This is a genomic window from Streptomyces sp. NPDC002835 (assembly GCF_053591995.1).
The window spans coordinates 23,500-50,478 of sequence record NZ_JBSFUW010000026.1 but is presented as its reverse complement, the minus strand read 5'-3'; the positions used below and the strand labels follow the sequence as shown (position 1 = coordinate 50,478).

The 26,979-nt window shown below is 71.7% G+C and carries 21 protein-coding genes and 1 pseudogene; 10 read left to right on the top strand and 12 right to left on the bottom strand.

Annotation, left to right across the window (positions count from 1 at the left end):
* Positions 1 to 67: 67 nt before the first annotated feature.
* Positions 68 to 1,432 (bottom strand): lysine N(6)-hydroxylase/L-ornithine N(5)-oxygenase family protein, encoded by a 1,365-nt coding sequence (locus tag ACWD01_RS25215; protein ID WP_451165065.1) that lies wholly within the window; start codon positions 1,430 to 1,432, stop codon positions 68 to 70.
* 258 nt (positions 1,433 to 1,690) lie between these two features.
* On the opposite strand from ACWD01_RS25215, the gene ACWD01_RS25210 reads away from it, so the two are divergent.
* The gene (locus ACWD01_RS25210; RefSeq protein ID WP_451165064.1) at positions 1,691 to 2,638 is read left to right on the top strand and encodes a methionyl-tRNA formyltransferase; all 948 of its coding nucleotides are present in this window, start codon (positions 1,691 to 1,693) and stop codon (positions 2,636 to 2,638) included.
* A gap of 31 nt (positions 2,639 to 2,669) precedes the next feature.
* On the opposite strand, the gene ACWD01_RS25205 is transcribed toward ACWD01_RS25210, so the two are convergent.
* Together ACWD01_RS25205 and ACWD01_RS25200 are read right to left on the bottom strand one after the other, a co-directional pair.
* Positions 2,670 to 4,115: a tetratricopeptide repeat protein gene (locus ACWD01_RS25205; RefSeq protein WP_451165063.1), complete on the bottom strand. Its 1,446-nt coding sequence runs from the start codon at positions 4,113 to 4,115 to the stop codon at positions 2,670 to 2,672.
* Between the two features lie 7 nt (positions 4,116 to 4,122).
* The gene (locus ACWD01_RS25200) at positions 4,123 to 4,551 is read right to left on the bottom strand and encodes a hypothetical protein (protein ID WP_451165062.1); all 429 of its coding nucleotides are present in this window, start codon (positions 4,549 to 4,551) and stop codon (positions 4,123 to 4,125) included.
* A 438-nt stretch (positions 4,552 to 4,989) separates the two neighbouring features.
* Here ACWD01_RS25200 and ACWD01_RS25195 point away from each other — a divergent pair, with 438 nt between their 5' ends.
* Positions 4,990 to 8,844, top strand: coding sequence for an nSTAND1 domain-containing NTPase (locus tag ACWD01_RS25195; RefSeq protein ID WP_451165061.1), 3,855 nt, complete (start codon positions 4,990 to 4,992; stop codon positions 8,842 to 8,844).
* A gap of 9 nt (positions 8,845 to 8,853) precedes the next feature.
* Here ACWD01_RS25195 and ACWD01_RS25190 read toward each other — a convergent pair whose 3' ends face one another.
* The 4 genes from ACWD01_RS25190 to ACWD01_RS25175 form a co-directional block, all read right to left on the bottom strand.
* Positions 8,854 to 9,750 carry a hypothetical protein gene (locus ACWD01_RS25190; protein WP_451165060.1) on the bottom strand — a complete coding sequence of 299 codons (897 nt, stop codon included), beginning with the start codon at positions 9,748 to 9,750 and terminating at the stop codon, positions 8,854 to 8,856.
* Positions 9,751 to 10,046: 296 nt separating this feature from the next.
* Positions 10,047 to 11,432 carry a formylglycine-generating enzyme family protein gene (locus ACWD01_RS25185; RefSeq protein WP_451165059.1) on the bottom strand — a complete coding sequence of 462 codons (1,386 nt, stop codon included), beginning with the start codon at positions 11,430 to 11,432 and terminating at the stop codon, positions 10,047 to 10,049.
* 172 nt (positions 11,433 to 11,604) lie between these two features.
* Positions 11,605 to 12,804, bottom strand: coding sequence for a fumarylacetoacetase (fahA, locus tag ACWD01_RS25180; RefSeq protein WP_451165058.1), 1,200 nt, complete (start codon positions 12,802 to 12,804; stop codon positions 11,605 to 11,607).
* Positions 12,801 to 14,069 carry a homogentisate 1,2-dioxygenase domain-containing protein gene (locus tag ACWD01_RS25175; RefSeq protein WP_451165057.1) on the bottom strand — a complete coding sequence of 423 codons (1,269 nt, stop codon included), beginning with the start codon at positions 14,067 to 14,069 and terminating at the stop codon, positions 12,801 to 12,803. The genes fahA and ACWD01_RS25175 overlap by 4 nt, the downstream gene beginning before the upstream one ends.
* A gap of 546 nt (positions 14,070 to 14,615) precedes the next feature.
* On the opposite strand from ACWD01_RS25175, the gene ACWD01_RS25170 reads away from it, so the two are divergent.
* The 5 genes from ACWD01_RS25170 to xdhC all read left to right on the top strand — a co-directional run bounded on the left by ACWD01_RS25170 (position 14,616) and on the right by xdhC (position 21,190).
* Complete coding sequence (locus ACWD01_RS25170) at positions 14,616 to 14,858, top strand: hypothetical protein (protein ID WP_451165056.1); 243 nt, start codon at positions 14,616 to 14,618, stop codon at positions 14,856 to 14,858.
* A gap of 72 nt (positions 14,859 to 14,930) precedes the next feature.
* Positions 14,931 to 16,046, top strand: coding sequence for a winged helix DNA-binding domain-containing protein (locus ACWD01_RS25165; RefSeq protein WP_451165055.1), 1,116 nt, complete (start codon positions 14,931 to 14,933; stop codon positions 16,044 to 16,046).
* 443 nt (positions 16,047 to 16,489) lie between these two features.
* Positions 16,490 to 17,971 (top strand): xanthine dehydrogenase small subunit, encoded by a 1,482-nt coding sequence (locus ACWD01_RS25160; RefSeq protein ID WP_451165054.1) that lies wholly within the window; start codon positions 16,490 to 16,492, stop codon positions 17,969 to 17,971.
* Positions 17,968 to 20,379, top strand: a complete 2,412-nt coding sequence (xdhB, locus tag ACWD01_RS25155) for a xanthine dehydrogenase molybdopterin binding subunit (protein WP_451165053.1) — start codon at positions 17,968 to 17,970, stop codon at positions 20,377 to 20,379. Before ACWD01_RS25160 ends, xdhB begins: the two co-directional genes overlap by 4 nt.
* 1 nt (position 20,380) lies before the next feature.
* Positions 20,381 to 21,190 (top strand): xanthine dehydrogenase accessory protein XdhC, encoded by an 810-nt coding sequence (xdhC, locus tag ACWD01_RS25150; protein ID WP_451165052.1) that lies wholly within the window; start codon positions 20,381 to 20,383, stop codon positions 21,188 to 21,190.
* Between the two features lie 206 nt (positions 21,191 to 21,396).
* Here xdhC and ACWD01_RS25145 read toward each other — a convergent pair whose 3' ends face one another.
* Positions 21,397 to 21,900 (bottom strand): nucleoside deaminase, encoded by a 504-nt coding sequence (locus tag ACWD01_RS25145; RefSeq protein WP_451165051.1) that lies wholly within the window; start codon positions 21,898 to 21,900, stop codon positions 21,397 to 21,399.
* A 375-nt stretch (positions 21,901 to 22,275) separates the two neighbouring features.
* Between ACWD01_RS25145 and ACWD01_RS25140 the strand changes: the two genes are divergently transcribed.
* Positions 22,276 to 22,971, top strand: a complete 696-nt coding sequence (locus ACWD01_RS25140; protein WP_451165098.1) for a 2-phosphosulfolactate phosphatase — start codon at positions 22,276 to 22,278, stop codon at positions 22,969 to 22,971.
* A gap of 49 nt (positions 22,972 to 23,020) precedes the next feature.
* On the opposite strand, the gene ACWD01_RS25135 is transcribed toward ACWD01_RS25140, so the two are convergent.
* Together ACWD01_RS25135 and ACWD01_RS25130 are read right to left on the bottom strand one after the other, a co-directional pair.
* Entirely contained in the window at positions 23,021 to 23,230 is a 210-nt protein-coding gene (locus ACWD01_RS25135; protein WP_451165050.1) for a DUF397 domain-containing protein, read from the bottom strand.
* A complete protein-coding gene (locus ACWD01_RS25130; protein WP_451165049.1) occupies positions 23,212 to 24,054 on the bottom strand; it encodes a helix-turn-helix domain-containing protein in 843 nt (280 codons plus the stop codon). Before ACWD01_RS25130 ends, ACWD01_RS25135 begins: the two co-directional genes overlap by 19 nt.
* Before the next feature lie 214 nt (positions 24,055 to 24,268).
* Between ACWD01_RS25130 and ACWD01_RS25125 the strand changes: the two genes are divergently transcribed.
* Positions 24,269 to 24,517 (top strand): hypothetical protein, encoded by a 249-nt coding sequence (locus tag ACWD01_RS25125; protein WP_451165048.1) that lies wholly within the window; start codon positions 24,269 to 24,271, stop codon positions 24,515 to 24,517.
* A gap of 17 nt (positions 24,518 to 24,534) precedes the next feature.
* A complete protein-coding gene (locus tag ACWD01_RS25120) occupies positions 24,535 to 24,744 on the top strand; it encodes a hypothetical protein (protein WP_451165097.1) in 210 nt (69 codons plus the stop codon).
* A gap of 158 nt (positions 24,745 to 24,902) precedes the next feature.
* Here ACWD01_RS25120 and ACWD01_RS25115 read toward each other — a convergent pair.
* Positions 24,903 to 25,316, bottom strand: a pseudogene (locus tag ACWD01_RS25115) (DUF2071 domain-containing protein); the annotation flags it as partial.
* A 628-nt stretch (positions 25,317 to 25,944) separates the two neighbouring features.
* Positions 25,945 to 26,967 carry an ABC transporter substrate-binding protein gene (locus tag ACWD01_RS25110; RefSeq protein WP_451165096.1) on the bottom strand — a complete coding sequence of 341 codons (1,023 nt, stop codon included), beginning with the start codon at positions 26,965 to 26,967 and terminating at the stop codon, positions 25,945 to 25,947.
* Positions 26,968 to 26,979: the final 12 nt, after the last annotated feature.

Below are 26,979 nucleotides of genomic sequence, written 5' to 3'. Positions count from 1 at the left end.
GCCGTGTACGTCGGCGCTACCGGCGGACCGGGCGGGCTGTGGGGGGCTTCAAGCGGGCTGCTCGGTTCTAGCGGGCGGTGCCGACTCCGTCGGCGATCTGGCGGACCGCCGCGAGGTCGGGCTTCAGCTCCCGGCCGGCGGTCGAGTCGAGCACCGAGTCGAGGATCTCGCCGACCCGGATCGCCGTGTTCGACAGCAGGGAGGACGTGATGCCGTGGGTGTGCTCGGTGCCGCCCTGGAGGTAGATGCCGCAGCGCAGTTCGGGGTCGGTCGCGAGGCGGTAGTCGCGCTCGACGCGGACGCGGCCCTGCTCGTCGCGGTGGCAGCGGTCGGCGACCGGGCCGAGCAGACCCAGGGCGTCGGCGCTGGCGTAACCGGTGGCGCACACGACGACGTCGGCGTCCAGCCGGCTCTCCTCCCCGGTGACCAGGGAGGTGATGGTGGCGCTGACCGTGTCGCCGTTCTCCTCGACCTCGGTGAGGCGGGAGACGTTCAGGAAGCGGAGGCGCTCGGTGCCGAGGACCTTCTCCTGGTACGCCTGCCGGTACAGGTCGTCGATCAGGTCGATGTCCACCACGGAGTAGTTGGTGTTGCCGTGGTACTCCATCAGCTTGCGCTTGATGTCGTCGGGCGCCGTGTAGTACTCGTCGACCGCCTGGGGGTCGAAGATGCGGTTGGCGAAGCTGCTGTCGTCGGCGGGGCTGTAGCCGTAGCGCGAGAAGACGGCGCAGACCTCGGCCCCGGGGAAGCGGCGGTGCAGATAGGCGACGTTCTCCGCGGCGCTCTGGCCGGCGCCGACGACGATGAAGCGGGAGGGGTCGGTGCCCTCCAGGCCGTCCACCTTGGCGAGCAGGTCGGAGTTGTGCCAGACCCGGTCGGTCCGCTCGACGCCCTCGGGCATGAGGGGGCGCAGCCCCGTGCCGATGACGAGGTTGCGGGCCCGGTGGACGACGGTCTCGTCACCGGAGCGGGCCGTGACGTCGAGGTACTCCACCACGCCGTCGCGGACGACCGGTTCGACGGAGACGACCTCGTGGCCGTAGGAGACCATGTCGTCGACCTTGGCGGCGGCCCACTCGAGGTAGTCGTGGAACTCGACGCGCAGCGGGAAGAGGTTCTTGTGGTTGACGAAGTCGATCAGCCGGCCCCTGCTCTGCAGATAGCAGAGGAAGCTGTACTCGCTGCTCGGGTTCCGCAGCGTCACCAGGTCCTTGAGGAAGGAGACCTGCATGGTCGCGTCGTCGATGAGCATGCCACGGTGCCAGCCGAACCGGGGCTGCCGCTCGAAGAAGTGAGCGGTGACCGCCTCCTGCCTTCCGACGCCTGCGTTGTGCTCGCTGAGCGCGATCGCCATGGCCACGTTGGACGGCCCGAAGCCGATGCCTATGAGGTCGTGGATCAGTGGTGCGTCGTCAGGAAGAGCCTGTGACATGTCACTCCCATCGTGCGGGACAGCCGCCTGCCAGGCGTGCTGTCAGGCGTGGGGGAACGGCGGAGCCCGGGCACACCGGTGAGCCGGCGCCGAGCGAACTTAGGTAAAGCTAACCTGATCTGGCCACGCTGTCGACGGGACGAAACGGACACCAGGGCGGTTCACGTCCCAACTGGGTGCCGAATTGTGGCCCGTTGCATCCTTAGGTAAGCCTTGCTTTACTTGTCGCCGGTCATTCGCTTTCTGAGGAGGAACCCCATGCGGGTCGTCATGTTCGGTTATCAGACCTGGGGCCATCGCACCCTGAAGGCGCTCCTGGACTCCGAACACGACGTGGTGGCGGTGGTGACCCACCCGAAGAGCGAGCACGCCTACGAGAAGATCTGGAGCGACTCCGTCGCCGACCTGGCCGAGGAGCACGGCGTCCCCGTCATCATCCGCAACCGGCCCGACGACGAGGAGCTGTTCCAGCGGCTCAAGGACGCCGACCCGGACATCATCGTGGCCAACAACTGGCGCACCTGGATCCCGCCGCGCATCTACACCCTGCCCCGGCACGGCACGCTGAACGTCCACGACTCGCTGCTGCCCAAGTACGCCGGGTTCTCGCCGCTGATCTGGGCGCTCATCAACGGCGAGCCCGAAGTCGGCGTCACCGCCCACATGATGGACGAGGAGCTCGACGCCGGCGACATCGTCATGCAGCGCGCGGTCACCGTCGGGCCCACGGACACGGCCACCGACCTCTTCCACAAGACCGTCGACCTGATCGCCCCAGTCACCATCGGCGCCCTCGACCTGATCGCCTCCGGCAAGGCCGAGTTCACCAAGCAGGACCGCTCGCAGGCCACCTTCTTCCACAAGCGGGCCGAGGAGGACATCCGCGTCGACTGGAACTGGCCGGCCGAGGACCTGGCGCGCCTGGTCCGCGCCCAGTCCGCCCCGTACCCGAGCGCCTTCACCTTCCACCGGGGCAGGCGGCTCGAGATCGTCTCCGCCGTCGTCTCCGAGGGCCGCTACGGCGGCACGCCGGGCCGCATCTTCTACCGGGAGGGCGAGGGCGTCGCGATCGTCGCCGGCGCCGACGCCCGCACGGGCCGCAACCACGGCCTGGCCATCACCCGCGTCCGCACCGACGACGACCGGGAGCTGCCCGCGACGGAGTACTTCACCTCGATGGGCGGCTACCTGACGAACCGGCCCTGAAGCCGGGGCCCTGGAACCGGGCCCCGGGGGCTCACCGGGTGACGACGGGACGGAACGCGTTCCGGACGCCGGACGTGGTGGTGGAGACGAACCTGTCGCCGCCGGGGCCGTAGTCGTATGTGCCGTAGTACTCGTAGTGCAGGACGGCCGGGCAGCTGCCGCCGCTGATCTGGACCTCGCGCGGGCCGACGCGCTTTCCGGTGCGCAGCTCGTAGACCTTCAGCGGGATCCTGACCTTGTGGAAGGTCACCTTGTGCGGGAAGTGCCGGAACCTGTTGTTCTCGTAGTGGCACGTGTCCACGGCGGTTCCGTTCTTCGCCGTGTCCGCGCAGACCACGAGCGCGGCCTTGACCGGGTCGGTGGTGCGCCAGCCGCCGGGGAGCCTGTCGGTGTACTCGTCGTCGCCGAGGAACAGCGCGCGGTTGGCGCCCTTGCGGTACGGCGGGGCGCCGCTGTACTTGGCGGGTGCGTCGCAGTAGCCGGTCGACGCGCCGGTCGTGTCCGCGACCAGGCCGCGTACGGTGTCCAGCTCGATCGCGAGGGTGGCCTTCTCCACGCCGCTCCGTGCCTTGGGCGCGAGCGCGTTGTCCGGGTGTTCGTCGAGCAGCCGCTGGTAGCGCGCCAGCGCCTGCCGCCAGGCGTCCTCCTTCATCAGGGCGTCGCCGCAGCCCGCCAGCGCCGCCGGTTCCTTGCGGGTCGCGGCGTCGGCGGACCGGTCCAGTACGTCGCGGCTGGGGCCGCGGTGGCGGAGCCAGTCGGTGATGTCGGCGGTGTCGCAGGAGTCCTTGGTGGGCAGGCCGTCGAGGAAGATGTTCAGGACCGTCTCTACCGTCTTCTCGTTGCCGGGCTGCTCCAGAACGCCGGTGAGGATGCCGAAGCCCCGCTCCAGCTCGTCGATGCGGCCGTTCCGTCCGGCGCCGGCCAGTGTGGCCGCCGCCCGCTCCAGCCGGTGGCACGCCTCCACCACCGCGTCGCCCGGTTCGACCACCGGTGCGCCCGCCAGGCGGTGGCCGAGCCAGACCTCGCCCTGCGCGGCCACGGCCGTCTCGCAGTCGCCGCCCGCGCGGGCCTCGTTCACGCGGTCCCTGATCCCGTACGCGTCGACGCGCAGCAGCGCGGCGGTCATCAGCACCGCGACCGTCGCGGCGAGCGTGCCCGCACGCTGCCCGCGCCGTACGACGTGCTCGGTGCGCCGGCGTGCCAGGAACCAGCCGTGGGCGGTGCCGGCCGCCCACCACACGAGCAGCAGGATCTCGGGCCGGGTCGTGGCGGCAGAGGCGATGAGGCCCAGGAGCATGACAGTGCCGAGCACGGCGAGTGCGGCGAGCCGCCGGTGGCCCAGCAGCAGATAACCGATGCCGAGCAGCGAGGCGTTGCCGAGCGCCGCCGCCACCGGGTCGCACGAAGCCGGGGCCGCGGGCGGTGGCGGGGGCGGGGGCGGCCGGTACGGGTCGTGACCGTACGTCGGGTCGTCCATCGGCCGGTCACCCCTGAGCCGGGGTCGTCGCCGGGCGGCGGGCGGAGAACCACCGGCGGGCGGCGTCGCCCAGCACCATCCACAGGGCCGCCACGTCGATGCCGAGGACCACGAGCATCGCGAGACTGGGCGCCCCGGCGGCCAGCGAGCCGGCGAAACCGACGAGCGTCGAGAGCGCCACGAAGGCCAGCCACACGGCGAGCACCACATTGACCCACGGGCGGCGCTTGCGGGCCAGGACGACGCAGACGGCCTGGAGCGCCGCGAGACCCCAGCAGAGCAGCGCCACGAACCAGGCCAGGCCCATCGGCATCAGCAGCTCCTGCCCGTGCTCCCGCTTGCTGTAGTTCTCCTCGAGGACCGCCCAGCCGCCGAGGGCCGTGCCCAGCGCGTGAACGGTCACGATCACGAGAACGAAGACCAGGATCCCGGGCATGCGCACCGGCTCGTGCGGACCGGGTGGGGGCTCGTGCGGACCGGGTGGATACGGAGAGTTCCGCATCGCGGATCACCTCGTTCTTCTTCGTCGTCCGGCAGTTCTGCGAGGGGCGGGGCCGGGCCGGCGGATACGGGCGCTCCCGAGCCCTCCCCCGATGCGGCGGCCTCGGACCGCGCCATGACCCGCCCCGGCCCGTCCCCCGGGTATTCGACCTCCGTGCGCCGTTGTTCAGCAGGCCCTCCCCCGGCGCCGAACAATCCGGAGACGCGAACCCGGAGCGATCCAAGGGACCGGACCGGGAGGAACCGTGCAGATCGAGCGAACTCCCGTGGCCCGCCTGCCGATACGCCAGGAGCCCGGTTGCGGCCACCCCCCGCACTGCCTACCGTGGGCGGCCGAACGGACGCGCTGGGTGAACGAGGGTGGGGCGGGCACGTGTCGGGACAACCAGGACCGGGGCGCACCGAGGGCGAGCTGGATCCAGAGGCGGGACCGGTGCCGCGGTTCGCCGCCGGGCTGCGTACGCTGCGCGAGTCCGCCGGGAGGCCCACGTACCGGGCGATGGCTCAGCAGGCGCGGTACGGGGTGACCACCCTGTCGCAGGCGGCGGCCGGGAAGCAGCTGCCCACCCGCGCGGTGACGCTCGCCTACGTGAAGGCGTGCGGCGGCGACGTGGTCGAGTGGGAGCGGCGCTGGCGCGAGGCGGCGGCCGCGTCCGCCGCCGAGGCCGCCGCCGACGAGACCTCCCGGCCGCCGTACCGCGGCCTGACCCGGTTCGAACCGGGCGACGCCGGACTGTTCTTCGGCCGCGAGCGGCTCGTGGAACGGCTGACCGAACTGAACCGCAAGCACCGCTTCACCGCCGTCTTCGGCCCCTCGGGCAGCGGCAAGTCCTCGCTGCTGCGCGCCGGTCTGATCCCCCGGCTGCGCACCCCCCGCGACGGGGAGGGTGACGGCGACGCCGCTCCCGCGGCCGTACGCATCCTCACCCCCGGCGCGGATCCGCTGCGTACGCACGCCGACCGGCTCGTGCCCGTGCCCGGCACCGACGCCGACACCTGGCTGATCGTGGACCAGTTCGAGGAGCTGTACACCCTCGGCGCCGACCCGGCCGACCGGAACGCCTTCATCGACCGTCTCGTCGCCGCCACCGACGCCGGCAGCCGGCTGCGCGTCGTCGTCGCGGTACGGGCGGACTTCCTCGGCCGCTGTGCCGAACACCCCGGTCTGACCGCGGCGCTGCAGGACGCCACGCTGCTCGCCGGGCCGATGAGCCGCGCGGAGCTGCGGGAGGCCATCGTCCGCCCGGCCGCCGCGGACGGCCTGATCGTCGAACGCGCCCTGACCGACCGCCTCCTGGACGAGGTCGAGGGCGCCCCGGGCGGGCTGCCGATGATGTCGCACGCCCTGCTGGAGACCTGGCACCACCGCAGCGGCCGCGCCCTGACCGAGGCCGCGTACGAGGCGGCCGGCGGGCTGCACGGCGCGGTCGTCCGCACGGCCGAGCAGGTGTACGGGGAACTCACCGCACCGCAGGCCGAGTTGGCCCGCCGTATCCTGCTGCGCCTCGTCGCCCCCGGCGACGGCACCCCCGACACGCGCCGCCCCACGGACCACGCGGAGCTCGACTTCGGCGGCCCCGCCGACACCCGGGTGGTCCTGGAACGCCTGGTCCGCGCCCGCCTGATCACCTTCGACGACGGCACCGTCGACCTGGCCCACGAAGCCCTCATCACCGCCTGGCCCCGGCTGCGCGGATGGATCGACGCCGAACGCGACCGGCTGCGCGTCCACCGCTCGCTCTCCGAGGCGGCCCGCACCTGGCAGGCGCTCGGCCGGGAGAACGCCGCGCTCTACGCCGGCTCCCGGCTGCACGCCGCCCGCGACGCCTTCCCGCAGGACGCCGCACCCAGGGACCGCGAGGACCGCCGCGGCGACGAACTCACCGCACTGGAGCGGCAGTTCCTCACCGCCTCGGTCCGCCTCCGGCACCGGGCCGTGCGACTGCGCCGTACGGTCGTGGCCGTACTCGCCGCGCTCGTGCTGCTCGCCACCGGCACCGCCGTCGTCGCCCTCGACGCGCGCGCCACGGCGCAGGCCGAACGGGACGACGCCGTCTTCGGCCGCCTCACCGCCGAGGCCGACGGCGTCCGCGAGACCGGCGCCGGGCTGGCCGCCCGGCTCGACGTCGCCGCGTACCGGATGCGCTCCACCCCCGGCCTGCGGGCCCGGCTGGCCTCGGACGCGGGCCGGGCGCTGGCCACCCGGCTCCCCGGCCACGACGGGCTCGGCAGCTCCGTGGCGTACGCGCCGGACGGCCGCACCCTCGCCGGCGGCGGCCACGACGGCACGGTCCGGCTGTGGGACACGGCCAAGCAGCCGGGGTCGGACGGCCTGGGCAGGCCCCTGGGCGCACCGCTGCGCCTGCGTACGGGAGCAGCCGTCGGCGCGGTCGCCTTCGCGCCGCCGGCCGGGAACCTGCTGGTGGCCACCGGGAAGGGCGGCGTCATCCAGTTGTGGGACGTACACGACCGGGAGCGGCCCCGCGCCGTCGGGCGGCCGCTGGTGAGCCACGACGAGGAGAACATCGCCTCCGCCGCGTTCGCCCCCGACGGCTCGACGCTGGCCACCGCCGGCGACGACGGCACCGTACGGCTGTGGGACCTGAGCGACCCGGCCCGCCCCGTGCCGATCGGCGAGCCCGCCGAGGCCGACGGCTCCGAGGCGGGCAGCGTCCGCGCCGTCGCGTTCGCCCCGGACGGGAACACCCTGGCCACGGCCGGCTTCGACGGGACGGTACGGATGTGGCGGTTCAGCGCGAGCGACGGGATCGCGCCGCTCGGCAGGCCGCTGCGCGGACACACCGCCTCCGCCTGGACCGTGGCCTTCTCCCCGGACGGCAGGACGCTCGCCACGGCCGGCTTCGACGAGACCGTACGGCTGTGGGACGCGTCCGAGCCGAGCCGCCTCGAGCCGCTGGGCGAACCGCTGACCGAGCACACCGCGCCCGTCATGTCGGTGGCCTTCAGTTCCGACGGCCGCACCCTGGCGAGCGCGGGCGAGGACGACTCGCCGATCCTGTGGAACGTGGCCAACCCCGCGTATCCGCAGCAGCTCGGGGAGCCGCTGACCGGGCACACGGAGGCCGTCTGGGACGTGGCCTTCCATCCCGACGGCCGTACCCTCGCGAGCACCGGCGCCGACCGCGGCGTCCGCCTCTGGCACCGGCCGCCGACCGTCCTCACCGACTTCACCAACCCCCTGACGGCCGTCGCCTACAGCCCCGACGGCCGTCTGCTCGCCGCCGCCAGCACCGACGACGCGCTGATCCGCCTGTGGGACGTGGCCGACGCGGGCCGCCCGCGGCGGATTCCACGGACGCTCACCGGCCACGAGGACGACGTGCTGGCCGTCGCGTTCGCCCCGGACGGCCGCACGGTCGCGAGCGGTTCGAAGGACGGCACCGTACGGCTGTGGGACGTCTCGGCGCCGCGGCGTCCCGCCCCGCTCGGCGAACCGCTCGCCGCGCACGACGGCGGCGCCCGCGCCGTCGCCTTCGCCCCGGACGGCCGCACGCTGGCCACCGGCGGCGAGGACGACACGGTGCGGCTGTGGAACGTGGAACAGGCAGGCCGTGTACGTCCGCTCGGCGAACCGCTGCGGGGGCACGGTGACGCCGTCACCTCGGTGGCCTTCGCCCCGGACGGCCGCACCCTGGCGACCGGCGCCGAGGACGACACGGCGCGGCTGTGGCACGTGGGCGACGGGACGCGGGCCCGGCCCGCCGGCGCTGCCCTCACCGGGCACGACGAGACGGTCAACGCGGTGGCCTTCGCCCCGGACGGCAAGACCCTGGCCACGGGCGGCGACGACCGCGCGGTGCGCCTGTGGAACGTGGAACGGACGGACCGCGTACGTCCGTCGGGGGACGAACTGGCCGGGCACCGCGGGCCGGTCATGTCCGTGGCCTTCGCCCCGGACGGCCGCACCCTGGCGACCGGCAGCAACGACCGCACGGTCCGCCTGTGGGACGTGACCGACCCGGCCCGTGACGAGCCCGCCGGCCAGGAACTCACCGGCCACCTCCAGACCGTCACCTCGGTCGCGTTCAGCCCGGCCGGCGACGCCTTGGCCTCCGCCGGCTACGACCTGACGGCCCGGGTGTGGATCCTGGACGCGAACCGGGCGGCGGACTACGTGTGCGAGCACACCGGCGGCGTCCTCACCCGCGCCGAATGGGAGGAGCACCTGCCGCAACTCGCCTACCGGGAGGCGTGCGGGGGCCGCTGAGGGCGGCGGTCACGGGATGGTGAACCTCAGCACGGCGCCGTCCTTGTTGTGCGCGACGACGGTCGCCTTCAGCTCGTCGCCGAACCCGGCCTCACCACCCGTGCCACCGAGCTGCATCAGGGAGCCCGCCGTCCGGAAGGTGACGTGGTCGTCGCCCACGGAGACATGCACGCTCACGCCGTTCGCCCTGATGTCCGCCGTGGAGGTCACCAGGACCTCGCACTCGCCGTCCGAACAGGCGCCGGTGTTCCTGCCGTCCGCCGCCGTCGGCAGCGGGCCGGCGGTGCCGGGCGCGGGCGTCTCCCCGGCGGGCTCCCAGTCGGGGGCGCACTGCGCCGCGCGCCGGTGGGCGGCCGCGAGCAGCGGGTCCTTCTTCGTCAGCGCGGGCAGGTCCGGCTGCGGCGGGGTGAGGGACTGTACGAGCCTGTCGACGCCCGCGGCACTGCCCTCGGCGTTGCCGAAGGCCGCGGACGGGGACACCTGGTCCAGCTCCGCCACGACGCCCTGCACCTTCTTCAGCCACGTGTCGCGCAGCCGGTCGGCCGCGGGAACGCCCGCCGGGTTCAGCTCCTCGAGGTCGCGTTCCGCGTCCTCCACCGACCGCGGTGTGCGGGAGAGGTAGCCGACGGCGAGGAGTTCGGCGGACGGACCGGTCTCGTCCGGATTCCGGATCTCCTTCAGGTCCTTCGCGCTGTCCGCCCGGACGTGCTCGAGCGCGGTCGCCGACTCGCACATCGCACCGGCCCACGCCACCAGTTCCTTGGACGGCGGCCGTGGCGGCGCCGGCTCGGCCGACCCCGTACCCGCCCCGCCGGTCTTCTCGACGGCCCCGTCGCCGCCCCCGCAGCCGCCGACGGCCAGCACCAGCCCGGCGGCCACCACGGCGACGCTCCCCTTCCTGAACATGCGACCGACCTCTTTCCGTGCTCCGACACCGTCATCGCGGGCCGGACACCGGCACCGCGGGTCAAGTCCATCGGGAGCACGGATTGTTCGGTCACCCGGTCCGCGGCGGTGAACAACGCCAGGACTCCCCCCGGGCTGTCCCAGGCGGCGATCTCGCGCAGCAGGGCGGCCGGGAGGCGCCCGCGCCTCCGCCCCCCCGCGAAGGCCCCCGTCCGCGGTGGCGGGTCGAGCCCGCACCGGGGACGGAGGCCTTCGCTCCCGTAGTCATGCCACGCGACGGCCGGGACGGGGAGTTGTCAGAGCTCGCGGACCAGCCGGAAGCCGAACATGTTCACCCGGGTCTCGGACGACAGGTAGCCGCTGCGGTACGCGATGCGCAGGTTCTGCGGCTGGTAGTTCCAGGCCCCGCCGCGCACGACGACGAACGGCGCGTCGCCGTGGCGGACGGAGGCGTCGGCCGTCGCGCCGTCCTGGGTCTCCACCCAGGTGTCGGCCACGAACTCACGGGCGTTGCCGGTGACGTCGTACAGGCCGAAGGCGTTGGGCCGGGCCGAGGCGACCGGGGCGGTGCAGGCGAAGGTGTCGTGGACGTCCTCCACGTGGGGCCACTCGGCGGCGCTGCCGGAGACCTGGAAGTGGTTGGCGGCGTGGGCGTCCTCGTCGTAGGTGTTGGCGTACCGGCGGGCGTCGGTAACGTCGGATCCCCAGAAGAACGGCGTCTGGGAGCCGGCCCGGGCGAAGTGCTCCCATTCGCCCTCGGTCGGCAGCCGGTAGGTGTGACCGGTGCGGTCGGACATCCACGCGGCGAAGGCGTTGGCGTCGTTCTTGGTGATGCCGACCACCGGGTGGTTGTCGTTCTGGGGGATTCCGGGGTTCAGATAGTTCAGCTCCGGACGGAAGTCCATCAGCGACGGCTCGTTCGGCAGCCAGCTGCGCATGCCCTGGGCGGGCTGGTAGCCGGTCTCGGCCACGAACTGCCGGAACTGACCCACCGTCACCTCGTTGCGCCCCACGGCGATCGGCTTGCCGACGGTCACCCGCTTCTGGGGGAGTTCGAAGTGGCGCCGTGCCACCGGGACCTCGAAGGTCTGCTGTTCCTCTGCGGTGGCGCCGGCGGTGTAGCTGCCGGCGGGCACGACGACCATCTTCAGCGCGTTCTTCTCCCGGGCGTCGGTGAAGACCGTGCCCGCCGGGGTGGCCGTACTGACGCCGGTGTCGGCGGGAACCGCGGCGATGGCCGGCCGGACCGCGCTGGGTTCCCGCAGGTCATCGACGATCTCCCCGGTCTCCGTCGACCACTCGGCCAGTGACGCCCGCATCAGGGACGGGGTGTCCAGAACGGTGGGGGCGTAGCCCGGCTCGGCGCTGACGCGCACCCAGTAGTCGGCCTCGGCCGCAAGGCGCTCCAGTTGTTCCTTGAAGGCGGGCGCCTGGGGTACCGCGGAGGGCTGCTCGCTCTGGACGTGGGTGAGGTCGGCCAGGGCCCGGTCGACGGCGGTGTCGACGGACGGGTAGGTGGCCGCGGCGGACCCCTGCCAGGTGAGGGTGGACCGCAGGCCGGCCAGGGATGCCTCGAGTGCCTGAACGGACTCGTCCTCGTCGGTGCCGAAGGCGACGGCGGGGACGGCCAGAATGGTCGCGCTGAGTGCGGCGACCACGGCGGCTGTGCGTGTGGCTTTCATGATGTCCTTGCTTGTGGTGGCGCGATGTTCCGTGCGGGTGTCGGAAGAAGGGCCGGTGGGACGCCGATCCCAGCGGCGACGTGCGCGTCACGCGGTCTTGCGGGGTGCTCCTTCGAGCGGGCGAGGGACGGCGCCGGCGTGGGGTGGTGCGCGCGCAGGGGCCGCCGGCCGTTCAGGCACCGGCCGACTCGATGGTTCCGGTCGCCTCGCCGAAGCCCAGCCGGGTGCCGTCCGCGCAGCGGGCGGAGGCACTGATGGTGACGGTGTCGCCGTCCAGGAGGTAGGCGCGGCAGGAGCCGTCGGGCAGCGCCAGCGGTTCCGCGCCGTTCCAGGTCAGCTCGATCAGCGACCCGCGCTGATCACGGCGGGGCCCGGACACGGTGCCCGAGGCGTACAGGTCACCGGTGCGCAGTGAGGCGCCGTTGGAGGTCATGTGGGCGAGCTGCTGGTCGGCGGTCCAGTACACGTCGGCGAACGGAGGGGTCGAGACCAGGTGCCCGTTGAGCCGGACCTCCATGGCGATGTCCAGGCCCCACCTCTCGCCCTCGCTCAGATACGGCAGCGGCGCCGGATTCTGGCGCGGTTGGACCCGGGCGGCGCCCAGCGCGTCGAGCGGGACCACCCAGGGCGACACCGATGTGGCGAACGACTTGCCGAGGAAGGGCCCGAGCGGTGTGTACTCCCAGGCCTGGATGTCCCGCGCGCTCCAGTCGTTGACCAGGACGACGCCGAAGACGTGGTCGGCGAAGGCCGTCGTGGGGACGGAGGCTCCCTGGACGGAGGGCATGCCGACCACGAATCCGATCTCGGCCTCGATGTCCAGCCGCCGGGACGGGCCGAAGGCGGGCGCCTCGGCGTCGCCCACCAGGTACTGCCCCTTGGGCCGCACCACCGGCGTCCCGGACTTCACAACGGTGCCGGCCCGGCCGTGGTAGCCGATGGGCAGGTGCTTCCAGTTGCGGGGCAGCGACGGCTGCCCGGGACGGAAGATCTTGCCGAGGTTGGTGGCGTGGTGCTCGGAGGCGTAGAAGTCGGCGTAGTCGGCCACTTCGAAGGGCAGGTGCAGTGTGATGTCCGTGCGCGGTATCAAGTGCGGCTGCACCGAGGACCGGTGGGCCGGGTCGGTCAGCAGCTCGGTGATCCGGTCGCGCACCGTGCGCCAGGCCGGGCGCCCTCTGCTCATGAACGGGTTGAGGGAGTCGGTGGCGAAGACGGCCCGGTACGGCAGCTCCAGCCGGGAGAGGTCCAGCACGGCGTCCCCGACGGCCACGCCCACGCGGGGATGCTCACCGGGCCGGGAGAACACTCCGTAGGGCAGGTTCTGCACGGGGAAGTCACTGTCGTCGGGTACGGGTACCCAGGTGCGGGTCATGCGCTGGTCTCCTTGGCGTCCGGACCGGGGGCCTGCGGGTCCTCGATGGGCTCACCGGTGCGGCCCGCGCCGGGGCCGCTCCAGGTCCACGCGTAGCCGGGGTCCTCGCAGGCGGGGGCGTCCTCGGCCAGGCTCAGCGGCCGGAAGGTGTCGACCATGACGGCGAGTTCGTCGAAGTACTCGATCCCGATACTGCGTTCCTGGGCGCCCGGCTGGGGCCCGTGGGGAAGGCCGCCCGGGTGGAGGGAGACGGAGCCCTGCTCGATCCCGGAGCCGGCGCGTGCCTCGTAGTTCCCGCCGCAGTAGAACATCACCTCGTCGGAGTCGACGTTGGAGTGGTAGTACGGCACCGGGATCGACAGCGGGTGGTAATCGACCTTGCGCGGCACGAAGTTGCAGATCACGAAGCCGTGGCCCTCGAAGACCTGGTGGGCGGGCGGCGGCTGGTGGATCCGGCCGGTGATCGGTTCGAAGTCCGCGATGTTGAAGGCGTACGGGTACAGGCAGCCGTCCCAGCCGACCACGTCGAACGGGTGCCGGGGGCTGGTGAGAACGCTGCCGGCGATGCCGCCCGGGCCGGGCCCGCGATGCTTCACGTAGACGTCCGTCCTGGTGTCGTCGAGGACGACCAGGGGTCCGTCGGGGCCGCGCAGGTCCCGTTCGCAGTACGGGGCATGTTCGAGCAACTGCCCGTACCTGGACAGGTATCGCTCCGGTGGCGCGATGTGGCTGTTGGCCTCGATGCAGTACGCGCGCAGCGGTTCGGCGCCGGTGGGCACCCAGCGGTGGGTGGTGGCGCGCGGCAGCACCACGTAGTCGCCGTGGCCGACGTCCAGGGTGCCGAACGTGGTCTCCACCCGGGCGGCGCCGTTCTCCACGTACACGCACTCGTCGCCGATGGCGTTGCGGTACAGCGGCGAGGGGCTGCCCGCCACGACGTAGGAGATGCGTACGTCCTCGTTGGCGAGCAGCAGCCGCCGGCCGGTGACCGCGTCGAGCGCGTTGTGTTCCGCGTCGGGGAAGAGCAGGTGCGTGCGCAGGTGGCGGGGCTTGAGCGGGTGGTTGGGGACCGTGGCCGGGGCCGGGAGCTCCCAGGGCCTGCTGCCGTCGATCGCCGCGGGGATGTGGTGGTGGTAGAGCAGCGAGGAGTCGGTGGAGAAGCCCTCTTCCCCGACCAGTTCCTCGTAGTACAGGCCCCCGTCGGGGCGGCGGTGCCGGGTGTGCCGCTTGGGCGGGACGGTGCCGGTGCGGCGGTAGAAAGCCATAGCTGATTCCTTGGGGGCAAAGCGGTGTTCGGCGTCCGGCCCGCGTCCTTCGGAGCGGGCGCCGACTCACCGGCGATGAACTCGAGGGCCGCGTCGGCTGCCCGTCCTGACGGTCGGGCATCCCGGTGGCGGGAGGACATGGCACCCGAAATGCGGCGGCCCTCCACCCTGCGACTGCTCGGCGTCCGGCGCGGAGACCGCCGGGCTGCCGCCCCAACGGGCCGCACACACGGGTCCGTTGGCGCGGACTGTGCCGTGCGCAGCGTTCGCTGTGCGGGAGGCATGGCAGGGATACTAAGGGAATTCCGGTAATAGCACAAACAACACCGATAATCGGAACAGAGTCCGGCTCGGTGGATCTCGTCCCGGTGGGTCTCGTCGCACTCGGCGGACCGGCCCCGCCGCCCAGCCCCGCCGCCCAGCCCCGTCGTACCCGGCACCGGTCACGCCCGAGCCCCGACGCGGCCGCTTCGAGATCCCCCGCCCCTCCCGCCCCCTCGGGGTGCGGCGACCCGGGCGCCCCCTCACCACGAACCAGGACCCGCCATGTCACAGAGCAGCACACTCGGCATGAACAACGACAGCGTCCACTGGTGGCGCACCGGGGCCACCCGGCACCGGGTCGCCTCGGCGACTCTCGGCCGGCGCGGCTCGACCCTCGGCAAGGAGCCCCCGGACCGGGCGGAGTTCGCCGAGTTCGAGGTCCGCACCCTCACGGGACGTCCCGGCGCCCTGACAGCACGACCTGCCACTACCTGCCCGGCGGCGGGAGTCCGTTGTGTCCGGTGAATCGGACACGGCTCGATGCGCCGTTCGGGCAGGATGGCAGGCGATCTGCGACCTATACCGAGGAGCGCGCTCATGCAGGTGACTCAGGACCAGGTGCTCGCCTGGCGGCTGCGGCAGCAGAGCCTGGCCCCGCGGGGGACGTCCTCGGTCGCGCGGCTGGTCCGGGAGCTGGCGGGAGTGCAGGCACAGGTGGCCTCGTCCGCGGAGCTCGCCCTCGCCACCCGGCAGCAGAAGCCGGAGGCCGGCGGCGTGGAGAAGGCGCTCGACACGCGCGAGGTGGTCAAGACCTGGGTGATGCGGGGGACGCTGCATCTCGTGGCGGCCGAGCACGTGGCGGCCTGTCTGTCGCTGATGGCGGCGGCACGGACCTGGGAGAAGCCCGCCTGGCAGCGGACGTTCGGGGTGACGCCGACGCAGATGACGGCGCTCGGCGAGGCCGTCGACGACATCCTCGCCGGCCGGGCCCTCACCCGCCAGGAACTCACACAGGCCCTGGTCGCGGACGGCCGGTTCGCCTCCTTCGAGGCGCAGTTGACGTCCGGCTGGGGCACGGTGCTCAAGCCGCTGGCCTGGACGGGGAAGCTGTGCCACGGCCCGAACCAGGGCAACCGCGTCACCTTCGCCTCGCCGCGCGACCGGGTGCCCGGCTGGTCCGGGACGATCGATCCGGAGGAGGCGGCCCGCACCGTGATCCCCGCGTACCTGGGGGCGCACGGGCCCGCCACGCCGGAGACCTTCGACGCCTGGCTGACGCGCAACGCACACCGCAAGGCCACGGTGCGCGGCTGGTTCGCCTCGCTCGGCGAGGAGCTGGCACAGGTGGAGGTGGACGGCACGACGTGCTACCTGCGTGCCGAGGACGTGGACGCGCTGGCGGCGGCCAGGCCGTCGCAGGAGGTACGGCTGCTGGCCGGGTTCGACCAGTACGTGCTGGGCCCGGGCACGTCCGACACCCGCCTGCTGCGGGCGGAGCGGCGCAAGGCGGTGAGCCGTACGTCCGGCTGGATCACGCCCGTCGTGGTGTACCGGGGCCGGGTCGCCGGGGTGTGGGAGATCACCGACGGGGCCGTGGACGTGCAGTTGTTCGCCGAGAGCCCCGAGGTCCCGAAGGACGCGCTGGAGGCCGAGGTCGGCCACCTTCAGGCGTGCAACGGCCGGTCGTACGCGATGTCGGTACGTACGGTCTGACGCCGGGCCGCCGTGAAGCCCGGCGGCACGCGATCCGCAGCCGCCGGTCCGGCGTCGTCCCAGCCTCTTGACCTCGGTGACGTGAGCCACTAGCTTGCGGTAATCGTCGATCCATGACGCCCGGAAGGAGGCGATCAGCGGATGTGCATCAGTTCTGATCTCGGTCGCCTCGCCCAGTGCACCGTCTGGGTCCCGGGCCGGATCGCGCACGGCTGCTGAGCACGCCGTTCTGATGTGCCCTTGCGTGGCACATTCCGGGTTTCCCGTCACCGCATTCCAGCACGTCGCTGTCACGTGCCTTCCTGCGCCCGCTCCTCTCACGTGGCGCGCCTGAACCCTTTCTGCGCCCGCTCCTCCCACGCGGCGCGTCTGAACACAGAAAGCTGCCGGAAATTGGCGAACATCATGAACCGACCGATCGCGCACCGAAACGAGGGCCCGTCATGGTAGCGGCGCGGATCACGGTCAACGGGAAAGAAGCACCGATCTCACCGGCCGCACCCCACACCACAGCGCTGGACTTCCTGCGCGAGCGCGGCCTCACCGGAACGAAGGAGGGGTGCGCCGAGGGTGAGTGCGGTGCCTGCTCGGTCCTGGTGGCCCGGCCCGGGGTGAACAAGCCCACCGACTGGGTGGCGGTCAATGCCTGTCTGGTCCCGGTCGCGGCGCTCGACGGCCAGGAGATCATCACCTCCGAGGGTCTCGCCACCGCCGGCGAACCCGGCAAGCCGTCCGCCCTGCACCCGGTGCAGAAGGAGATGGCGGAGCGCGGCGGCTCCCAGTGCGGCTACTGCACGCCGGGGTTCGTCTGCAGCATGGCCGCCGAGTACTACCGGCCCGACCGCTGCGCGCACGCCGACTCGGCCGACAGCACGGACCCGGACGGCGGCACCGACGCCGAGCACGGTCCGAACGGCTTCGACCTGCACGCCCTGAGCGGAAACCTGTGCCGCTGCACCGGTTACCGTCCGATTCGCGATGCCGCGTTCGCCGTCGGCGCGCCCACCGGCGAGGACCCGCTGGCGCAGCGCCGCGAGCAGGCCCCGCCCGCGCCGGCCGCCACCGAGTACGTCCAGGACGACAGCGCGTTCCTGCGGAAGAGCACCCTGGCCGAGACGCTGGAGCTGCTGCGCGAGCGGCCCGACGCGGTGGTGGTCGCCGGCTCCACCGACTGGGGCGTCGAGGTGAACATCCGCTCCCGCAGGGCCGGTTGCGTGGTCGCCGTCGACCGGCTCGCCGAACTGCGGGAGCTGCGGGTCACGTCCGACCACATCGAGATCGGGGCGGCGCTGACGCTCACCGAGATCGAACGCCGCCTCGACGGCGACGTCCCGCTGCTGGCCGAGCTGTTCCCGCAGTTCGCGTCCCGGCTCATCCGCAACGGCGCGACCCTCGGCGGCAACCTGGGCACCGGCTCCCCCATCGGTGACAGCCCGCCGGTACTGCTCGCGCTGGAGGCGTCGGTGGTGCTCGCCGACGCCGACGGCGAGCGCGAGGTCCCGCTGGCGGAGTACTTCACCGGCTACCGGCAGAGTGTGCGCCGTCCCGGCGAGCTGATCCGCTCGGTGCGCGTCCCGCTGCCGCTGTCGCCGGTCACGGCCTTCCACAAAATCGCCAAGCGGCGTTTCGACGACATCTCCAGCGTGGCGGTCGCCTTCGCGCTCGACATCGAGGACGGGGTCGTCCGCAAGGCACGCATCGGCCTGGGCGGCGTGGCCGCCACCCCGATCCGCTCCCTCGCCACCGAGGCGGCCCTGGAGGGCAGGCCGTGGACGGCGGAGACCGTCGAGGCCGCGGCCCGGACACTGCGCGGCGAGGGCACACCGATGAACGATCACCGCGCCAGCGCCCTCTACCGCTCCGCGATGCTGGGCCAGAGCCTGCTGAAGCTGTACGCACAGACCACCGAGGCGGTGCCGTCATGAGCCATCTGTCCGAGCGTCCCGAAAAGCCCGTCGTCGGCCTCTCGATGCCGCACGAGAGCGCCGTCCAGCATGTCACCGGTACCGCGCTCTACACCGACGACCTGGTCCAGCGCACCAAGGACGTGCTGCACGCCTACCCGGTCCAGGCCATGAAGGCCCACGGCAGGATCACCGCGCTGCGCACCGAGCCCGCGCTCGCCGTGCCGGGCGTGGTGCGCGTGCTGACCGGCGCCGACGTGCCCGGCGTCAACGACGCCGGGATGAAGCACGACGAACCGCTGTTCCCCGACGAGGTCATGTTCTACGGCCACGCGGTCGCCTGGGTGCTCGGCGAGACGCTGGAGGCGGCCCGGCTCGGTGCGGCGGCCGTCGAGGTGGAACTCGACGAACTGCCCTCCGTGGTCACGCTGCAGGACGCGATGGCGGCGGGCAGTTTTCACGGCGCGCGGCCCGTGATGCTGACCGGTGACGTCGACGCCGGCTTCGCCGACTCCGCGCATGTGTTCACCGGCGAGCTCCAGTTCTCCGACCAGGAGCACTTCTACCTCGAGACGCACGCGGCGCTGGCCCATGTCGACGAGGCCGAGCAGGTGTTCGTCCAGAGCAGCACCCAGCATCCTTCGGAGACCCAGGAGATCGTCGCGCACGTGCTCGGTCTGCACAGCCACGAGGTGACCGTGCAGTGCCTGCGGATGGGCGGCGGCTTCGGCGGCAAGGAGATGCAGCCGCACGGCTTCGCGGCCGTCGCCGCGCTCGGCGCCAGGCTGACCGGCCGGCCGGTTCGGCTGCGGCTCAACCGGACGCAGGATCTGACCATGTCCGGCAAGCGGCACGGGTTCCACGCCCAGTGGAAGATCGGTTTCGACGCCGACGGCCGCATCCGGGCCCTGGACGCCACCCTGACCGCGGACGGCGGCTGGAGCCTGGATCTGTCCGAGCCGGTGGTGGCCCGTGCGCTGTGCCACATCGACAACACCTACTGGATTCCCAACGCGCGCATCGCCGGTCGCATCGCCAAGACCAACAAGGTCTCCAACACCGCTTTCCGCGGCTTCGGCGGACCGCAGGGCATGCTGGTGATCGAGGACATCATGGGCCGGTGCGCGCCACTGCTCGGCCTGGACCCGATCGAGTTGCGGGAGCGCAACTTCTATCAGGAGGGCCAGGCGACGCCGTACGGACAGCCGGTCGTCCGTCCCGAACGGATCGCGGCCGTCTGGCAGCAGACCCTGGCAGGCGGAGAAGTCGCCGATCGCCGGCGCGAGATCGCCGCCTTCAACGCCGCGCACCCGAACACCAAGCGGGCACTCGCCGTCACCGGCGTCAAGTTCGGCATCTCGTTCAACCTCACCGCCTTCAACCAGGGCGGCGCGCTGGTGCTGATCTACAAGGACGGCTCGGTCCTGATCAACCACGGCGGCACCGAGATGGGCCAGGGCCTGCACACCAAGATGCTGCAGGTGGCCGCGACCACGCTGGGCATCCCGCTGCACAAGGTCCGCCTCGCCCCGACGCGGACCGACAAGGTGCCCAACACCTCGGCCACCGCCGCCAGTGCCGGAACGGATCTCAACGGCGCGGCGGTGAAGAACGCCTGCGAGCAGTTGCGCGAGCGGCTGCTGCAGGTGGCCGCCTCGCAGCTGGGTTCGAACGCCTCGGACGTACGCATCGTGGCGGGCGTCGCCCGCGCCCTGGGCAGCGACCGGGAGCTTGCCTGGGACGACTTGGTGCGCACCGCGTACTTCCAGCGCGTTCAGCTGTCGGCGGCCGGCTTCTACCGGACCGAGGGACTGCACTGGGACGCGAAGACGTTCCGGGGCACGCCGTTCAAGTACTTCTCCCACGGCGCCGCCGCGGCCGAGGTGGAGGTGGACGGCTTCACCGGCGCGTACCGCATCCGGCGGGTGGACATCGTGCACGATGTCGGCGACAGCCTGTCCCCGATGATCGACATCGGTCAGGTCGAGGGCGGCTTCGTGCAGGGGGCGGGCTGGCTGACGCTCGAGGACATGCGCTGGGACGCCACCGACGGGCCGCACCGCGGCCGGCTGCTGACCCAGGCCGCGAGCACCTACAAACTGCCGAGCTTCTCGGAGATGCCCGAGGAGTTCAACGTCACGCTGCTGGAGAACGCCACCGAAGAGGGCGCCGTGTACGGGTCCAAGGCGGTGGGCGAGCCGCCGCTGATGCTGGCGTTCTCGGTGCGAGAGGCGTTGCGGCAGGCCGCCGCGGCGTTCGGGCCGAGCGGGGTCAGCGTCGAGCTGGCCTCGCCCGCGACGCCGGAGGCGGTGTACTGGGCGGTCCAGGCCGCTCGTCGGGGCGACGCCGCCCGGAACGGTCACGCCTGCGACGGGGTCGCCGCCGACGGCGGGATCCGGACCGGCGCAGCAGCGCTGAGCGGTGCCTGACATGACGTGGATCGCCGCGGTCGCACGGTTGCGAGCACGCCGGGAGTCCGGCGTGCTGGTCACCGTCGCGGCCGTGCGCGGCCATGCCCCGCGCGACGCCGGTGCGAAACTCGTCGTGGGCCGGACCGGGACGTGGGGCTCGATCGGTGGCGGCAACGTCGAGGCCGTGGCGATCGACCGGGCGCGGGAGATGATCGCCGCGTCCCAGCCCGAGCCGGAGCTGATGGATTTCGCCCTGAACGACAAGGTGACCAACCGGCACGGCGTGCAGTGCTGCGGCGGCACGGTCTCGGTGCTGCTCGAACCGCTGCCGGTGGTACGGGCGGTGGCGATCTTCGGCGTCGGGCACGTCGGGCTGGAACTGGCGCGCATCCTGGCCCGTCAGGACCTCGACCTCCACCTGGTCGACAGTCGCTCCGACATCCTCGCCGAGAAGCGGCTCGACGTGCTGGCGGACGCGGTGGCGGAGGTGCACGTGCACCACACGCCGCTGCTGCCCGAGGAGGTGCTGGAGGAGTTGCCGCCCGGCACCCACGTCCTGATCATGACCCATGATCACGCCGAGGACGCCGCCCTGTGCGACGCCGCCCTGCGTACGCCCCGTCTCGGCTCCATCGGGCTGATCGGGTCGGCGGCCAAGTGGGTGCGGTTCCGCAAGCGCCTCGCCACCGAGGGCGGTCACGACGAGGCCGCCATCGACCGGATCAAGACCCCGATCGGGCTTGCCGACATCACCGGCAAGGACCCCGCGACCATCGCCGTGAGCGTCGCCGCCGATGTGCTGCGCACCTTCGAGGCGGAGGGCGCCTGACTCTCCGCCCCGGCCCGACAGGGGTGCCCCGCGCGCGTGCCGACGCACGCCTGCGGGGCGCCCCTTCGGCACGACTGTGATGGCGCGCCGACGGCGACCGCCGGCGTTGCCCGGTGTACGGAGGCGGGGGGCGAGAGAAGCAAAAGCCCCAGGTCACGATGAGTGAGTCCTGAGGCTTCCACAGAGCGGCCGTGCCGGCCGTCTTCTCAGTAGTCGACGCGGTCGGACTTGGCCAGCCACGCGTCGAACGGCGCCCTACGGTTCGGCATGTCCACTCGCTCAACGGCCATCGGCCACAGCTCCGCGGGCTTCTTTTCAAACAGGTCATAGAACTTGCGGTCGTCGAAGCCGGCCACCGCGGCGTCATCCCGGTCAGCGGCGAAGATGATCCGGTCGACTCGCGCCCACAGCGCGGAGGAGAGACACATCGGGCACGGCTCGCACGAGGTGACCAGGACACAGCCCTCGAGCGAGAAGGTGCCCCGCTTCTGGCAGGCGGCACGGATCGCGCTCACCTCGCCGTGCGCGGTCGGGTCCAGGCTCGAAGTGACCTGGTTGTTCCCGATCGCGACAATCTCGCTTCCCATGGCGATCAGCGCGCCGAACGGACCGCCGCCGTTCCTCACACTGTTGGTGGCGAGGCCGATGGCCTCCTCCATCCAGGCGCGCTCGAGCTCCTGGATGCTCGCTTCACGGGTGTGCACGGTCATGGTCACTCCTTTGTCGCAAACGGTGGGACTCCCCGAGCGAGGCTCCGTGGATGCCGCCGCGAGACCTGGTCGGTCATCCGCCGGCCTCGGAGTGTCCCCCCGTTACTTGGCAGGTGCTGTATATGCGCAACAGCGCAAGTACATCCGCCGGGCCCTGTCGAGGGTCAGTCACCGAAACCATGAAGGAGTTGCCTGGTCAGCTCGAACCTGTTGTCGATTCACACAAAAGGCGGGGCGAACGGCGTCGTAAGGCGTGCCATGGACGACGACCCATGTCCCGACGCGGACAGCCGGAGGTACTGCCCTCCGGGGACGGTGATGTGCCGCGCATCACTCTTTGAATACTCGGGGCCGGGCATGCGCGATGGTGATCGTATGGACGCTCGTTTCCTCGGCATCGCCGAACTGGCCGAAACCCCTTCCGTGGCGGTCGTGGTCGACGTCATGCGTGCTTTCACCGTGGCCGCCTGGGCCTTTGCCCAGGGCGCGGAAAAGATCGTCCTTGCTGAGTCGCTGGACGAAGCCCTGGCACTCAAGGCCCGCCACCCGGATTGGGTGGCGCTCAAGGACGGTCCGCCTGCGCCCGGGTTCGACCTGGTCAACTCACCGGGCCTGCTGCGGCCTGTCGACCTCGGCGGACGGACCGTTGTGCAGAAGACCACGGCAGGGACGGTCGGCGCCCTCGCCGTCAAGGACGCGTCGCTGGTGCTGTGCGCCGCTTTCGTGGTGGCGGAGGCGACGGCTCGGCTCTTGCGGACGCGCCGGAGTGACCGTGTCACGTTCGTGGTCACCGGCGAAGACGGGCAGGCCGAGGAAGACCTGGCCTGTGCTCAATACATCGCCCGGCGGGCCACAGAGACCGGGGCCAAGTCAGGGACGGATGCTGCCGAGTTCGTCCGCCGCGCCGCCGAGTCCCGCGCTGCCGCCGAGCTGGCGGAGGGTGTGCGTCAGGGAGTCCACCCTGACGACGTCGCACTCTGCCTCGAGGTCGACCGGTTCCCCTTTGCCATGGTGGCGACCCTGGAGAGTCCACTCATGGTCCTCCGTCCGTGCGCCGTGCCTTCGTCGTAGCGCGCGAAGTCGCGGGCGACCAGGGCGAGATGTGCCGTTGCCCTGCGGCTCAGTCGCTCAACTGCCCGTCCCTGACGGCCGCAACGAAGGAAGTCCAGCCGACAGCCGGGAACACGAGGACCGGGCCGTGCGGAACCTTGCTGTCCCGCACCGGGACGGCGGCAGCGAAGTCGTCGGAGACCTCGACGCACGCTCCACCGTCCTGGTTGCTGTAGCTGCTCTTGCGCCAGGACGCGGCAGTCAGGTCGATGGATCGCACGTTGCTTCCTCCAACATCCGCAGGATGAACTTGTGCGACTCAGCCGGGGTGAGTGCCAGGTCGCGCACCGCATCGTACTTCTTCTGCAAACGCACAACAGGGCCGCATTCCTCGATGAGTTCGCCCCGGTAGCCGTTCTCCGTATACGCCACGGTCCTGCCCTCCGGAAGGAGCAAGTACCACATGTCGGCGCTCATGAGACCGTGCAGCCCCGCGCTGTGCAGCAGCACATGGACCGTCACGTTGGGCCGCTCCGCCATTTCCGCCAGGTACTCGAGCTGCTTCCGCCACTCCCCCGCATCCCGCAACGGCGTCCGCAGCACCGCCTCCGACAGGATCGTCCGGAACGGCGGTGCGTCCTCGCCCTCCAGCAGCTCCCGCCGCCCCATCCGGGCCTCGACCTGCTGCTCGAGCTCCTTCCCCTTGAGCCCGCCCGCCGCCAGCACCTCCCGCGCGTACCCCGGGGTCTGCAGCAGTCCCGGCAGCACGCTCACCGCGAAGTGCCACAGGCTCACCGCCTCCGCCTCCAGCGCCATGTACCGCCGGTACCGCTCGCGGAACTGCGTATGGTCCCCGGCGGCCAGCTCCCACAGCGCCAGCAGCAGCCCCGGTGTCCCGTAGTGCGTCTCCAGCGCCTGGACGACCTCTGGGCTGCCGAGCGTCTCGCCCTTCTCCATCTTGCCGAACAACGACCAGTCCCAGCCGAGCCGGTCGCCGAGCGCCCGCAGGCTCGTCCCGCTCCCCGCCCGTAACATCCGCAGCTCCTCGGCGAACCGCTGACGGGGTTCCTGGCTGCGGCCGGTGATGACGCGTCGTTGCGGCATACCGCTGCTCCCTCCGGGACGTTCGTGTGACCGACGTGGAACGTGTGGAACCACCTCCGGGCGACGGGGAAGCACCACCCCGTCCACGCCACGGTCGCCCACATCCGGACGCATCCTCGTAACGACCGGACTACCCAGCGTAATTCAGCCGGCGCGGCCCGGTCATGGAACCGGCGGAACCGCACCGCCCCGCCCACCACACCGACGAGGACATATGACCCCCACCGCTCAGACTCCCGGCTCTCCCCGCACCCCCAAGATCCAGGAGGCGGTCGAAGCCCGCGACGCCCTCGCCGCCGCTCTCTCCCGGGCCGGCATCCAGCTCCCGGCGATGGACATCCGCACGCCCTGGGCCGACGACCGCGAGGCCGACGCGCAGTACGCGCTCGTCCACCTCGGCGTGTGCTCGGCCCCCGTAGCCCATCTGCTCGCGGACGTGATCACGAAGGGAATCGCCGGGTGACGGAGGACGCCGACGGGATGCTCGCCCGCGGCGTGGCCGTCCACGACAGCGCTCACGACCGCGTCGGCCGCGTCATGGGCCACGAGGGGCCGTACGTCCAGGTCCGCCCGCTCGCCGGGGGCCGCGAATGGGACGCCGACCCCGGGCATCTCCGTCCCCTCACCCAGGACGAGCTGCTGAGTGCCCTCGTCGCCGAGGTGAACGCCCGGAGCAGACAGCCCAGATGAGGCACCGCCCCCCCTTCCGCCCCCGCACCGGCACCCGGGAGCCGAGGAGCTGAAGACGACGGCTTCTCAGCGGGCGCGCGCAGGGGTATGACGCCTGGGCGGGGTATGGATGTCGAATACGGAGCGGCGTTGCAGGCCCGCGTGGCAGGGGGTCTGGCCGGCGGAGACGAGTCCAGATCGGTGAACACCTGGCTGTGCGCGGATTCCACTTCGGCGTGCTCCAGGGTGAGCGGCTCGTGCCACACCGAATAGCGTCCGGTTCCGCTCCCGTCGCGGCGGTTGTACCAGCCGAGGGCCGGATCGATCAGTATGCGGCTGACCTCGTCGGCGGTGCTGAAGCCGGCCGGCGGCGGCACGGGCCGGCCCGTGCCGCGCAGCGTGACCGCGGCTGCTCCCCAACGGCCGTCGGTGTGCAGTCGCCAGGTGCGGGCCGTCTCGCCTTCCCAGGCCGCCTGGACGTCGACGGTCTCGTGATGCCAGGGCATCTTCCATGCCGTGGCCGGCAGGCGAACGAGTCTGCCGGCCAGTGAGGTCCCGAAGAACCAGACCCCGTCAGGCACCAGCCGCTGCATCATCTCCACGCCATCACAACGAGGGGTCCGGCCCACCGGCGCCATGGGAGGTGAGATGCCCAGTTCGTCGACCAGTCCCGGGCCGAGCGCGCCGAGCAGGAAGAGCTGCAGCATCGAAAACCCCATGGCACAGGTGAGAAGCGACGTCAGATGACCACCCGATGCTGCGGCTGCAGCCGAGGTGCCACCTGCTCTGTCTCCACCGGTACCTCCGTGTAACGCAGCAGTTGGGCGTGCTCAGGCCACGAGAGGAATCGGCCGAACCGGTCACGGAGTTCCCCACGGGCGTTGTGGCGTGCGCCACAACGGACCGGTTGGGGCGAGCCCCGGGACCTCCCGTACCCCTCTATGGCGACCGGGAGGGGGATGCGAGGATGAGCCGGCCATGACTCCAGGTCGATGTTGTCGCGCTCTACGGACCGCGGTCTTCGCGGCCTGAGGGAAGCAGAAGGCCCCATGGGAGACAGCCGCCCCGCGTGGCCGGACTCGAGCCGTCCGGCCCGGCGGGAAAGGGCCCTCAGCACCGCAGCGTCCTGAGCACACAGGAAGTACCACCACCTCTGCCGGGCTTCAGCCGCCCCCATGCCCCCGCGATCCCTTCACGGGAGTGGGCCCTCTGCCGGTCAGGTCACGAGGCGAATTTCCTCAGGTCCGCGGCGAGTGAGGCGATGGCCGCGGGATTGCGCGGGCTCTCGACCAGCTCCGCGTAGTCGAGGACGACGATCCGGTCGTTCTTCACGGCCGAGACGCCGGCGAGCGGGGGGTAGGACTTCAGGAACTTCCGCTTCTGGTCCGCGGTGGTGTCTCCGTAGTCGTTGATCACGATCACCTCGGGGTCACGCTCGACCACGGTCTCCCAGCCCACCGTCGCCCAGCTGTCCTTGAGGTCCTTCATGACGTGGTCGCCACCCGCCCTGGTGATGATGTCGTGCGGCCCGGCGTACAGGCCCGAGGTCAGCGGCTTGTCCCGGCCGTCGTCGTAGAGGAAGACGCGCGGGCGGTCGGCGCCCTTCAGGGCCTTCGCCTGCGCTTCGGCCACCTTCCTCTTGAAGTCCGCGATGAGGGTCTCGGCGCGGTCCTCGACGTCGAAGATCTTTCCCAGGTTCCGCAGATCGGTGTACAGCGCTTCGAGCGGTGGCATCACCCCGCGGGCCTTCCCTTGCCCGTTGCGGCAGGATTCGCTCAGCAGATACGAGTCGACGCCCACCTTCTCCAGCTCGGCCGGGCTGAAGCCTTCCCCCTCGTTGAAGCCGTAGTTCCAGCCCGCGAAGACGAGATCGGCGCGGGCGGCGAGGACCAGTTCCTTGTTGATCGTCTTCTTCGAGAGCCACTTCGTCTTCTCGTAAGCGTCCTTCCAGGGAACGGCTGTGAGATCGCCCCTGTCGTCGGGCATCACATAGCCCGCCATGCGGTCCTCGAGTCCGAGCGCGAACATGATTTCGGTGATGCCGACGTCATTGGTGACGACACGCTGTGGCGCCTTGTCGTAACTCTTCGTCCGGCCGCAGTTCTCGATGGTCACCGGGTAGTGGCTGCCGCGTGCCCGGGCACCACCACCCTCCTCGTCCTGGGAAGTGACCTGCGCGCCGCACCCGGTGAGTACCAGGGCGGCGGCGAGTGCGAGTGCGGCGGGGCGTACGGGGTTCGGCATGATGGCCATGGC